A 13165-nucleotide genomic window follows, 5' to 3' on the forward strand; every position below is an offset into this window, starting at 1 on the left:
GGCGCCTTCAACTATCGCGCTTGTGATCTTGCGGGTTTAGGCGGCCGTTCCCTCGCGCGCCTCCTGGGCGGTCGGGGTGACGTGGACCCTGAGGTCTTGGTTGGCGCCCTCGGCGGGAACGGTGACGGTGTAGGTCACGGTGCTGCTCTCGCCGGGGTTCATCAGCACGTCGGCGTACATGACCTGAAGGCCGTTGTGGGTGCCCTCGGACATGCTTCCTCCGCTGTATGCCACGTCGGAGATCGAGCCGCCCGCCGGCGCGTAGAGGTAGAGGCGGAGCTTCTCCTGTGCCGCGCCCACGCCGCCGGCGTGAGCCCTCACATACGCGGGCAGGTTGGCCGCCTCGTCGGCGGTCATGGTGTTGGTCAGCGTCGCGGTCATGGAGTACGACGTCGTGCCGTCCGCGTTCCTGACCGCGTCGCCCCTCTGGACGTCAAGGTCGAGGTACCAGTCGAGCTTTGAGTAGCTGTAGTTGTTGACGTAGACGCCCGTCTGGGGATCGGCCGGGTCGGTGGGAAGCGCGCCGTCGACCCCCATGCTCCTGACCGCCGCCTCCTCGTCATCGTTCTGCATCCAGACAAGCAGCCGGCCCTCGCTCGCCCCGCGCGAGACCGCGTCCATGAGCGCAGAGAGGTCGACGCCGTTCATGTCCGAAACGAGCTTGTCGAAGGTGGCCGAGGCGACGGAGGCAAAGACCTCGTCCTGCACCTTGCCCTCCGTGGGGTAGTGCCAGTAGACGTCGGAGAGCAGCACCTTGGCCGCGTTGGTGCCATCGACCTGCGTGCCGTCAGACGCCGTCACGCCGCCGACCACGCCGAGCAGGTACTGGAGGAAGACCGGGTCGACCGCGATGACGCCGTCGACCATCTGGCCGCTGTGGTTGATGGCCCAGATGGTCTGGCTGAGCTGCGCCCCGCGGGGGAAGTCGGGGATGAAGAAGGAGTCGCCCGCGGTGTAGTTGAGGGTCTCCCCGTCGGGCTGGAAGAGCTGCATCTCCTCGGCCGAGATCTGGATCTGGCTGGTGGGGCCGCCCGCCGCCGCGAGCGTCTGCGTGCTCTCGAAGCCCTCGAGCGATATGGCCCCGTCGGTCACGGTCAGGATGCCGGCGGCGCCGCTGAAGCCGCCCAGCGAGCGAATCTCCGCGTTGTTCTCCGCGACGATGAGGTAGGAGCGGGTCTGGCCGTCCGCGCCGAGCACCTGCGGAAGGACCGGGGCGATATTCTCGCAGGTGTCGGCCAGGCCGGAGATCGTGGGAAGGCCGTCCTTGAGCGTGGCCACGATGTCGGTCAGCTGGGAGATGTGCGTCTCGCCGATTGCCCGGACCTGGTCGTTGGCCGTGCGGAGGCTGTCGGACCCGGAGGCGAGCGCGCTCACCATGGTGGTGACCACGGGGACGTTCACCGCGCCGTCAGAGATGAGCCCGCCGCTGGGCGCGCCCGAGAGGTCGTCGGCCATGGGCGCGAGAACGTCGGACGAGACGTCGGACAGTATCCCGACGAGGGTCCTCGCCGCGCTGACGTCGCTGCCGTAGACCGGGACGAGGGTGGCCGCCTGCCAAAGAGGGCCGTCGACCTCGCTCTTCATTTCCTGGCACAGCTCGTCGAGGCGCTGGAGGTCGGAGGAGAGGGAGTCAAAGTTGCCCGCGGCGACGCGGTCCTTGACGCCCTGGGCGAGGCTCACGGCGGCCTGCGCGTCGTTCTTCACCGTCATCGCGGAGCGAACGAGCAGCGCGCCGCTCACCCCCAGGGCGACGACGAGCACGGCCACGATGATGGCGATGACGCGGCCGACGTGCCGCTTCTTCTTCCTGCGACGGGAGGGGCCTCCCTTGGACGAGCCGCCCTCCTGGAACATGTCGAAGCTGTACGAGCCGGCTCCGCCCTGCCCGGTTCCCCGCTCTATGCGAGGCGCGCCGGCTTCCGCACTTGTGCTGGGACGCATGTGGCGCGGGTTGCTCCCTGCCATTGATACCTCCTTGGCAAATCGGATGTGGACGCGAGGGGGCATGCCGCCCGCGCCGCATCTGCGTGTTGCTCAGACCAGCTTCATATGATTGCACAGCCTCCCACGTTTTTGTCTGGCGGAGGTGCGGCGTCACCTAGACTACAGGTGTCCGGCGTGCCGATGACGGGTGTTGCCGCGCACGTCGCCCGGGTTGACGCGAGGGGCGCGTGACCCTTTGGTAACATGGCTTGAGCTGTCGTGTCCGGTTGCAAGGAGCTCAATGCGTGCCATCGATTTGTGCAAGCGTCTGTACAGGAGGGCCTTTGACGGGAGGACGCGTCGGACGAGCCGCCCGGTCGCCCCTGCGAACCCCTTTCCGATTGACGCGTGGACGGACCCGGAGTATCCCGTGTGGTTCGAGCGCCATCGTGCCACGGAGAGCGAGTTGTCGCGTCAGCGGGCAGCGGCGTCGGACTTTGCCTATCGGCCCACGTTCAGCCTGATAGTTCCTCTCTACGAAACCCCCCTGGACTACCTTGACGTCATGGCGCAGTCCGTGCTCTCTCAGACCTACGATGCGCTCGAGCTGGTGCTCGTGAACGCGAGTCCGGAGATTCCCGAGCTCGCGGGCGCCGTTGACGAGCTGCGCGAGCGAGACGGGCGCGTGCGCGTTGTCACGCTTGAGACGAACCTTGGCATCACCGAGAACACGAACGCCGGCCTCGAGGTCGCGACGGGGGAGTTCTGCTGCTTCCTGGACCATGACGACTTTCTGGCCCCCAACGCGCTCTTCGAGTACGTCAGCGCGCTCAACGAGGACGACACGATCGACGTCCTCTTCTGCGACGAGGACCTTGTCGCCCATGATGCCGAGACGGGCCTGTTCCACCACATGAACCCCTTCTTCAAACCGGACTATGCTCCAGAGCTGATGCTCTCCAAGAACGGTGTCATTCACCTCATGACCATTCGCCGTTCGCTGATCGAGGGCATGACGAGGCCGGACGCACGCTTCGATGGGGCTCAGGACTACAACATGGTGCTGAGCTGCGCTGCCGCCGCGCGGAGCGTTCGCCACGTGCCGAAGGTCCTCTATCACTGGCGCGTCAGCGAGGAGTCGACCGCTGCCAATCCCGACGCGAAGCCGTATGCGCGCCGCTCCAACCACCTTGCCCTTGAGGCCCAGCTCAGCCGAGAGGGCGTCGACGGGAGGATCGTCTCGTCCGGGATACTCAATCTCAACAATGTCTGGTTCGGGCCGCGCGGCAAGAGGGTCTCCGTCGTCGTCTCCTGTGATACTGACGCCGGCAAGGTTGAGCGCTTCCTCGAGTTCTTCTCGCAGGTCAATTCCTGTCCAGGTGTCGAGCTCGTCTTTGTTGGAAGCGAGAGCATCCTTGCCGGGCTCGGAAAGGCCCGCCGTGCGAGCGGTCCCGAGCTCACAATCAAGACGGTCGTTCTGACGGGGGCGCTGTACGAGCGCCTCAACGCCGGCGCGGCAAGGGCGGAGGGCGACTACTTGGTCTTTGCTGACTCGGGCTGCTCGTTTGTCTCGCCCGAGCCCCTTGAGCAGCTCGTTGGGCTCTGCGGGCTTGACGGCGTCGGCATCTCCTCTCCCAGGACGTTCTATCGCAACGGGAGGAACAAGTGCTACGGCGTTGGGGTCACCAAGGCCGGCATCATGCCCCTCTATCGCGGCTATGAGGCGGACTTCCCGGGGTACCAGTGCAACCTCCGGGCATTCCAGAACGCGAGCGCGTGCTCGTTCCAGGGCCTGTGTGTGTCCCGCGAGCTCTTTGAGCGCGTGGGAGGGTTTGACGAGGGCTACGAGGGCGAGATCGGGGCGGCGGACCTCTGCCGGCGCGTGCGAAACGCCGGGCTGAGGGTCGCCCTCACCCCAATGGTGAGGGTCGAGGTGGAGGAGGCCTGCCCCGAGAAGTTCTTTGTCTGTGGTGACAACGCCCCCGACTTTACGGATGCCGACCTCACACGCTACGATGGGCGCTGGCCTGGGCTCCGTGATGCCGGGGACCCCTATCTCAACCCCAATCTGGACCAGGCGTCGCAATACTGTCAGCTGCCCCACGAGCAGGTGCCCGCGCCGAGGGGCCGCTCCTGAGATTGAGAGAGACTCATGTCCAGATTCAAGCTCGCGAACGTGGTGACCGACACGGGAGACGACGCGTCCGCGTGCCTTGCCTATCACGGCGACGCGACCCTCGATTCCGCCACGGCTGCGCTCGCTGTCCGCGGCGAGGTCGACTTTCTCACGTACCTCAACGCCCTCTCCGCGTGCAAGTGGCGCCGCTACGCGGGGCTCACGGAGGCGCACCTGCACCTCGAGCTCTCGGGTTCCGGCGACGTCCTGGTCAGAGCCGTCGCGACCGGCTCGGATGCCCCGCGCGAGGTGAGCCGCCGGAGCTTCGAGGGCCCGTGCGAGCTCGATATCCCGCTCGGGCTTGAGGGTGAGGACCTCGTGGGCTTCTCGCTCGTCTCGCGCGAGGGCGGCGAGGCGGTTCTCGCACGCGGATGGTACGCTGCCGAGGTGGACGAGGGCGTCCTCAACCGCGTGCGCATCGCGGTGTCCACCACCACCTTCAAGAACGAGCGCTACATCCTCCCCAACATCCGGACCGTCAAGCAGGGAATCGCGCGCGAGGGGGGCGCCCTCGCAAAGAGCTTCCACATGTTCGTGGTCGACAACGGCCGCTCGCTCGACGCCGCGGCGCTGACCGATGACGTGGTCACGGTGATCCCCAACCCCAACGTGGGCGGCTCGGGCGGCTTCGCCCGGGGCATGATGGCGGCGACGGAGCGCGAGGGCGAGTTCACGCACGTCATCCTCATGGACGACGACGTGCGCATCCTCCCGGAGAGCTTCGTGCGGACCTTCGCGCTGCTCTCGCTGGCAGGGGAGCGCTACCGCGACGCCTTCGTCAACGGGGCCATGCTCTCGCTCGAGCACCCGACGCGGCAGTTCGAGGACGTGGCGCACGTCATCCGGAGCGCCGTGTACTGTCGGCTCAAGCCCGACCTCTACGTTGACCGCCTGGCCGACGTGCTCAGGAACGAGCGCATGGACGTGGAGGCGGACAACGCCTACGGTGCCTGGTGGTACAGCTGCATCCCGGTTGCTGCCATCAGGAGCAACGGCCTGCCCGTCCCGTTCTTCGTGCGCTGCGACGACGTCGAGTTCGGCATGCGCAACAAGCCCGTCTACATGACGATGGGCGGCGTCTGCGTCTGGCACGCGAGCTTCGAGGGGCGCTACCGGGCGTCGGTGGACTGCTACCAGTACACCCGCAACTTCCTCGCGATGATCGCGATGGACGACTGCGCCTCAGAGCGCGCCTTCATGCTTCGCTTCAGGCGCAGCATGCACCTGAGCCTGCGCGACCTCGACTACGTGAGCGCGGAGTTCTTCCTGCAGGGTCTTGAGGACTATCTCAAGGGCCCCGACTTCCTCGCCCAGGCGGACGGGTCCGCGCTGATGAAGGAGAACGGCTCGCGCAACGAGCGCGTCGTGGACGTCTCCGAGCTCGATCCCAACGTGCTCGCGCGGGCCGGCGTGACGGCGAGGGTGCTCGACAACGAGTCGCTCGACTTCAGGGGCAGCCGCCTGCGCTCCCTCGTGCGGACGCTCCCGTACGACAAGCACTATCTCCCCGACGTCGTGACGCGCGGCAGGGTGGGGTACGTCGTCAAGAATGCCGGGACGGTGCTCGAGGGCCACGCCACCGGCTGCGGGACGATCGTCTACCTGGACGCGACGCGCGAGCACGGGGCGATTCGCCACATGGACCGCGCCCGATTCAAGGAGATCAGGCGCCGCGAGGCTCGCGTCATGAGGGAGTACCGCCGGCGCGGCTCCGAGGTGCGCGCCGCCTGGAAGGCCGCTCTGCCGCGGTTTGCCTCCCGCGAGTTCTGGGAGAGGTACCTCGCGGAGCGCATGTAGGTGCGCCCGCGCGCCCAGCCCCGCCCTTCTCGCCCACCGGTGCCGAATCGTCCGCGGGCGGATTGTCGGGGTTGGGGGAGGGGATTCGGGGTAACATAGCCCCTGTGGCAATCGCCACGGGTATCGCGCGCAAGCGCAGCATTTTGCCCTGCGGGGCAGAGAAAGAAAGGCACGACATGGCTCAGGGTACTGTTAAGTGGTTCAACCCGGACAAGGGCTACGGCTTCATCTCCCGCGAGGACGGGGATGACCTGTTCGTCCACTACTCCGAGATTCAGATGGACGGCTTCAAGACGCTGGACGAGGGCCAGCCCGTCGAGTTCGACATCACGACCGGCCAGAACGGCAAGCTGCAGGCTTCCAACGTTCGCAAGCTCTAGTCCCTCTCGATACTCGAGCGACTTGGGGGCTCGGCTTTGTGCCGGGCCCCTTTTCTTGTGCGCGGGGCGGCGCGTAAGCGTTCGCATCACCGGGGCTGGGCGAGAAGCTCCTCGCTATCCGAACGGTTTGGGCCCCCAAAGCGTTCGGATGGCCAGGATGTTCGCAAAATCGCGGTTGTGTGACGGCGGGAGTTCGTCCGTGCAGGTGCCGCTCGCACAAGTTGGGCGGTTTTCGAGGGGTGCTTGGAGTAGCGAAAAACCGAGTAACGCGTCTATCTGGGCTTTCTTGGCGAGAAATCACCGGGCTACTCGGGGGTGCCCGCCAAAACCACCCAACTTGTGCGGACGGGCCCAGCGCGGGCCAGATACAGGCCCAACGCGTGCCCCGCGCCACCCCGCCCGCCGCCGCGCCACCATCTGGCGTTTCTGCGAAGGTCGCGCCGTCCGGCGCCCGCGCTCGCGCCCGCGCCCCGATGATGCTATTCTGTTTCAAGACCTTTAAGACGGTACGAGAGACCGAAAAGGCGTCAAACAACAGAGAAGTCGCAGCCTTGACGGAGCCTCGCCGCGCGTGGGGCTCCTTTTTTCAAGGCGCGGCCGGCTCTGGGCGCGTGACGAAAGGGCGGTGTTGCTGTGAACCTACTGGTTGACGACGGCCGGCATCCGAGGGCGCTGCTCGCGCTCGAGAACGGGATGCACTTCCTCGGGCGCTCCGCGGGCGCCGAGGGCGAGACCTTCGGCGAGATCGTGTTCAACACCTCGATGGTGGGCTACCAGGAGATCGTCTCCGACCCGTCCTACGCGGGCCAGATCGTGACCCTCACGTACCCGCAGGTGGGCAACTACGGCATCAACGAGAAGGACATGCAGGCCGACCGCCTGCACCTGGCCGGCCTCGTGGTGCACGACATGTGCTACACCCCCTCCAACTGGCAGAGCGTCGCCAGCCTGCCGGACTTCCTCGCCGAGCGCGGCGTGGTGGCCATCGAGGACGTGGACACCCGCGCCCTGACGCTGGCCATCCGCGAGGGCGGCGCCATGCGCGCGGCCATCTCGACCGTCGACCTCGACCCGGAGAGCCTCGTCGCGCGCGTCCGCCAGAGCCCGGCCATCGCCGACCACAACTACGTGGCCGACGTCTCCTGCGCCGAGCGCTACGTCGTGCCCGGCACCGACGCCGACGGCTGCCCCCGCCTGCACGTGGTCGCCTACGACTGCGGCGAGAAGCGCGGCATCGCCCGGCGCCTCTCCGCGGCCGGCTGCGAGGTCACCGTGGTGCCGTGGGATACCCCGGCCGACGAGGCCCTCGCGCTCAACCCCGACGGCGTGTTCTTCTCCAACGGTCCCGGCGACCCGTCCAGCGTGCCGTCCGTGGCCGAGGCCGTCCGCGCGTGCCTGGGCAAGGTGCCCGTCTTCGGCATCTGCCTCGGCAACCAGGTCATCTCCATGGCGGCCGGCGCCCGGATCGAGAAGCTCCCGTACGGCCACCACGGCGGCAACGAGCCGGTCATGAACCTGCTTACCGGCAAGGTTGAGATCACCGCGCAGAACCACAACTACGGCCCGGTCTTCTCGACCTTCGGGCCGCTTCTGCCTGAGCTCTCCGGCGGCGTCGCCGAGCACCCGGCCGACGAGGACCTGCGCTTCTGGAGCCGTGCCCACGTGGCGCCGGTGGTCCAGAACGAGCGCTACGGCCGCATCCGCCTCACCCACGTCAACCTCAACGATGGCACCCCCGAGGGCATCCAGTTCCTCGACGTGCCGGCCTTCTCGATGCAGTACCACCCGGAGGCCAAGCCCGGCCCCAACGACTCCACGTACGCCTTCGCGGCGTTCGCCAAGCTCATGCGCGGCGAGGACGACTACCTCGCCATCGACGTCCGCGAGGGGAGGCGCTTCTAGATGCCCAAGCGCACCGACATCAAGAAGATCCTGATCATCGGCTCCGGCCCCATCGTCATCGGCCAGGCCTGCGAGTTCGACTACTCCGGCACCCAGGCCTGCAAGGCCCTGCGCTCGGAGGGCTACGAGGTCGTGCTCGTGAACTCCAACCCGGCCACGATCATGACCGACCCCGAGACCGCCGACCGCACCTACATCGAGCCGATCACCGCGGCCTCGGTGGCCAAGGTCATCGCCAAGGAGCGCCCGGACGCCCTCTTGCCCAACATGGGCGGCCAGACGGGCCTCAACTGCGCCGTGGCGCTCGCCAAGGCGGGCGTGCTCGAGAAGTACGGCGTCGAGGTCATCGGCTGCGACATCGACTCCATCGAGACCGGCGAGGACCGCGAGCTCTTTGCCAACGCGATGCGCGACATCGGCCTTGAGGTGGCCCGCTCCGGCGTGGCCCACACCCTCGAGGAGTGCGAGAGGATCGCCGACGAGCTCGGCTACCCCGTGGTCGTGCGCCCGGCGTTCACGCTCGGCGGCGCCGGCGGCGGCATGGCCCACACCCGCGAGGAGCTTCTCGCGATCGCCGAGCAGGGGCTGGCGCTCTCGCCGGAGTCCGAGGTGCTCGTCGAGCAGTCCGTCGAGGGCTGGAAGGAGATCGAGATGGAGGTGATGCGCGACTCCGCGGGCAACGGCGTCGTCATCTGCTCCATCGAGAACCTCGACCCGATGGGCGTGCACACCGGCGACTCGATCACCGTGGCGCCGTGCCAGACCCTCAACGACTTCGAGCTCCAGCGCCTGCGCGACTACTCCATCGCCATCCTGGAGCGCGTGGGCGTGGCGTGCGGCGGCTCCAACGTGCAGTTTGCCGTCAACCCCGACGACGGCCGCGTCATCGTCATCGAGATGAACCCGCGCGTCAGCCGCTCCTCGGCGCTCGCGTCCAAGGCCACCGGCTTCCCAATCGCCAAGATGGCGGCGCTGCTGTCCGTGGGCTACACCCTCGACGAGATCGAGAACGACATCACGCGCGAGACGCCCGCCTGCTTCGAGCCGTCCATCGACTACTGCGTGGTCAAGGTGCCGCGCTTCGCGTTCGAGAAGTTCAAGGGCACCGACGACACCCTCACCACGCGCATGAAGGCCGTCGGCGAGGTCATGTCGATCGGTTCCACCTTCGAGGAGGCCATGCAGAAGGCGATGCGCTCGCTCGAGCAGGGTCACGCCGGCCTCGGCGCCGACGACAACGACGCCTTCGACGAGGAGAACTTCGACGCGCGCGTGGCCACGCCCACGCCCGATCGCATCCTCTACGTGGCCGAGGCGCTGCGCCGCGGCTACGGCGTCGAGCGCGTCTTCGAGCTCACCCACATCGACCGCTGGTTCCTCAACCGCATCAACGACATCGTTACCGCCGAGGGCGCCATCCGCGAGCGCGGCCTGGCCGGCCTCGACGCCGCCACGATGATGGCTGCCAAGCAGCTGGGCTTCTCGGACGCCCAGCTCGCGCACCTCACCGGCCAGCGCGAGGACACCGTGCGCGCCGTGCGCGAGGTGCTCGGCGTGCGCCCGTGCGTCAAGACCGTGGACACCTGCGCCGGCGAGTTCGCCGCCCGCACGAGCTATCACTACTTCACCTACGAGAACGGCGGCACCTCGGAGTTCCACGAGGCGGAGAAGCCCCGCGTGGTGATTCTCTCGGCCGGCCCCAACCGCATCGGCCAGGGCATCGAGTTCGACTACTGCTGCGTCCACGCGGCCTACGCGCTGGAGGCCAAGGGCTACGAGACCGTCATGGTCAACTGCAACCCCGAGACCGTCTCCACCGACTACGACACCTCGGATCGCCTCTACTTCGAGCCGCTCACCTTCGAGGACGTCATGAACGTCATCGAGGTCGAGAAGCCCGTGGGCGTGATCGTCACGCTGGGCGGCCAGACGCCGATCAACCTCGCCAAGCGCCTCAAGGCGGCGGGCGTGCCGATCATGGGCACCCAGCCGGAGGCCATCGACCTCGCCGAGGACCGCGACCGCTTCGCGAGCCTGCTCGACCGCCTCGAGATCGCCTACCCGCCGTCGAGCACGGCCGAGACCGTCGAGGACGCCAAGGCCGTCGCGCGCCGCGTGGGCTACCCGCTGCTCGTCCGCCCGAGCTACGTGCTCGGCGGCCGTGGCATGGGCATCGTCTACGATGACGACGACCTCGTGGGCTACATGGCCGAGGCCACCAAGGTCTCACCGGACCACCCCGTCTACCTGGACGCCTTCCTCGAGGACGCCATCGAGCTCGACGTTGACGCCCTCTGCGACGACGAGCAGTGCTACGTGGGCGCGGTGCTCGAGCACATCGAGGAGTGCGGCGTGCACTCCGGCGACTCGGCCTGCTGCTTCCCGCCCTTCTCGCTGTCCGACAAGATCGTGGGCAGGATTCGCGAGACCACGCGCCGACTGGCGCTGTCCTGCCACATCCAGGGGCTTCTCAACGTCCAGTACGCGGTCCGCGACGAGCAGGTCTTCGTGATCGAGCTCAACCCGCGCGCGAGCCGCACGGTGCCGTTCTCGTCCAAGGCCACCGGCGTGCCGCTGGCCAAGTGCGCCGCCCGCATCATGAGCGGCGAGAAGATCGCCGACCTGGGCCTGCCCGAGGAGGGCGCCGACCGCGGCTACTACGCGGTCAAGGAGGCCGTCATGCCGTGGAGCCGCTTCCCGGGCGCCGACGTCACGCTCGGCCCCGAGATGAAGTCCACCGGCGAGGTCATGGGGCTCGACACCACGTTCCCCAAGGCGTACGCCAAGACGCGCGAGGCCATCGACTACGACGTGCCGCAGTCCGGGACCGTTTTCGTGTCGGTGTGCGACCGCGACAAGCGCTCCGTGGCGCCGATCGCGCTGTCGCTCGCCAACCTGGGCTACGACCTGGTAGCCACGCGCGGCACCGCCAAGACGCTGCGCGCCGCCGGTATCCCGTGCGAGGTCGTCAAGACCGTGAGCGAGGGGCACCCCAACGTCTGCGACATGATGGCCGAGGGAAAGATCGCCTTCCTGATCAACACGCCGGCCGGCCACGAGTCGCGTGGAGACGGCGTGCGGATCCGCAGCGAGGCCGTGAGCCGCGGCATCGACATGGCGACCACCATGTCCGGCGCGGTGGCGCTCGTGCAGGCCATCTCCGCGCTGCGCCAGGGCCCGCTCGACGTCTACGCGCTCCAGGACCTGTAGCGTGCGGAAAGGGGATGGTCCCCTTTCCGCATGTGACGAGCGGGTCGTCGGGCTTCTCGCCCGGCGGCCCGCTCTTTGTGAAGCGCTTACACCGCCGCCCGCCGTGATGCGGCACAATGTGGTGAGAAGAAGTATGCGCCCGGAATTAACATACATTGGGTGAAGGCACTGAAATGACCAACTGGTCTTTTGTCGATTTTCAGAAAACCAATGTATGTTAACTTCGACCAAGGGAGGAACACGCCATGACAGGACCGCTCGCGCCCGGCTCCATTGTTGACACGCACACGCACACGCGCTTCTCGGACGGTGTGGGCACCTTCGAGGAGAACGTCGCGGCCGCCGAGGCCGCGGGCTGCGCGGTGCTCGTCTCCACCGACCACCTCACGCTGCCCGCCGCCATGGACCCGTCGGGCTCGGTCCAGGTGGTCGAGTCCCGGCTCGCCGAGCACCGGGCGGCGTGGGAGGCGGCCGCGGCCGCGCACCCGGGGGTGGAGTGCGTCTACGGCTTTGAGTGCGACTGGTACCCCGGCTGCGAGAAGAACGTGGAGCGCTGGTCCGCCGGGGCGCAGGTACGCCTGGGCAGCGTCCACTGGCTCGGCGAGCAGGACGACGGGGCCTGGATCGACGACGTCAACGACCAGCGCATCTGGCGCGAGCTCGGGCCCGACGAGGTCTGGCGCCGCTACGTGGAGGCGTGGTGCTCCGCCTGCGAGAGCCCGCTTCCCTTTGACACGATGGCCCACCCGGACCTCCCCGAGCGCATGAGAGGCGAGGGCTTCCCGGCCACGATCGACCTCGCGCCCCTCTGGGACGAGATGGCCTCCTGCGCCCGCGACACCGGACGGCGCGTCGAGCTCTCCACGGCGGGCTGGCGCAAGGGGGTGGGGGACTACTACCCCGCGCGGGGGCTGCTCGAGCGCTTCTGCCACGCGGGCGTGCCCGTCACCGTGGGCTCCGACGGCCACCGTCCGGCCGACCTCTGCGACGGCATCCGCGGCGCCTACGCGCACGCCTGGGAGGTCGGCTACCGGACGGTGGAGGTGCCGCGCGCGGACGGCTCCTGGGAGGCCATGCCGCTCCGGTAGGCGGGCGCTACGCCGCGCCCGCGTCGGCGAAGACCGGGTTTGACCAGGCCGTGCGGCCGCGCTCGTCCACGCACTCAACGCGTAGGTACGTCTCGCCCCCGGAGAGCCGAAACTCGGTGCGGGTGAGGCCGCCTGAGCCCGGCGCGGCGATGACGGTGCCCCCGGCGTTGATGGGTCCGCCGGCCACGAGGTTCACGCGCTCGCACGGGCTGCACTCAACCCAGACGCGGCCGTCCTCGACGCCCCACGCCGCGAGCTCCGGTCCGCTCGACGAGTAGTAGTCGCCGGCCAGCAGCGCGCGCACCACGGCGTCGCGCGTGAGGGCCTCCGCGCGCACCACCACCCAGCCGCCAAAGGCGTCGTCGAAGAGGCCCTCGTTGTGGTTGTCGTCCGAGGCAAAGCCCATGACGCGCCGGCCGCGACGCAGCATGAGGTCCCAGTAGGTGGTGTCAAGGCCCGTGCCGGACTCGTTCACCGTGTCGTAGTTGAAGACCTCGAGCGCAAAGAACCCGGGCACGTCGCAGAACTCGCCCGGCTCCACGCGGCTCCAGATGGGGTGGTTGTAGGTCACCGCGCAGCCCCGCTCCGCGAGCGCGCGCGCCAGAGCCTCGGCCACCGCCGCGCCGTCCCAGCTGCCGTGGCAGCGGACGGGCTCCAGCCGCTCCATGTGGGCAAAGCGCCGCGGCGCC

The 13165-nt window shown here is 68.1% G+C and carries 8 protein-coding genes; 6 read left to right on the forward strand and 2 right to left on the reverse strand.

The features are described 5' to 3' along the window. Positions 1 to 36: 36 nt before the first annotated feature. Entirely contained in the window at positions 37 to 1965 is a 1929-nt protein-coding gene (locus ACWTSU_RS05890) for a DUF4012 domain-containing protein (protein ID WP_455138948.1), read from the reverse strand. 424 nt (positions 1966 to 2389) lie between these two features. Between ACWTSU_RS05890 and ACWTSU_RS05895 the strand changes: the two genes are divergently transcribed. From ACWTSU_RS05895 to ACWTSU_RS05920, 6 genes are all read left to right on the forward strand, one after another. Further along, a complete protein-coding gene (locus ACWTSU_RS05895; RefSeq protein WP_455138949.1) occupies positions 2390 to 4060 on the forward strand; it encodes a glycosyltransferase family 2 protein in 1671 nt (556 codons plus the stop codon). A gap of 15 nt (positions 4061 to 4075) precedes the next feature. Continuing rightward, positions 4076 to 5896, forward strand: a complete 1821-nt coding sequence (locus ACWTSU_RS05900) for a hypothetical protein (RefSeq protein ID WP_455138950.1) — start codon at positions 4076 to 4078, stop codon at positions 5894 to 5896. 176 nt (positions 5897 to 6072) lie between these two features. After that, positions 6073 to 6276, forward strand: a complete 204-nt coding sequence (locus tag ACWTSU_RS05905; RefSeq protein WP_455135995.1) for a cold-shock protein — start codon at positions 6073 to 6075, stop codon at positions 6274 to 6276. 633 nt (positions 6277 to 6909) lie between these two features. Continuing rightward, positions 6910 to 8178 carry a glutamine-hydrolyzing carbamoyl-phosphate synthase small subunit gene (gene carA, locus ACWTSU_RS05910; RefSeq protein ID WP_455138951.1) on the forward strand — a complete coding sequence of 423 codons (1269 nt, stop codon included), beginning with the start codon at positions 6910 to 6912 and terminating at the stop codon, positions 8176 to 8178. After that, entirely contained in the window at positions 8179 to 11388 is a 3210-nt protein-coding gene (gene carB, locus ACWTSU_RS05915) for a carbamoyl-phosphate synthase large subunit (RefSeq protein ID WP_455138952.1), read from the forward strand. Positions 11389 to 11633: 245 nt separating this feature from the next. Then, a complete protein-coding gene (locus ACWTSU_RS05920) occupies positions 11634 to 12476 on the forward strand; it encodes a PHP domain-containing protein (protein ID WP_455138953.1) in 843 nt (280 codons plus the stop codon). A 7-nt stretch (positions 12477 to 12483) separates the two neighbouring features. Here the strand turns inward: ACWTSU_RS05920 and ACWTSU_RS05925 are convergent. Continuing rightward, a partial coding sequence (locus ACWTSU_RS05925; RefSeq protein WP_455138954.1) for a hypothetical protein occupies positions 12484 to 13165 on the reverse strand: 682 nt, incomplete at its 5' end.

The organism is Thermophilibacter sp. (genome assembly GCF_966187215.1).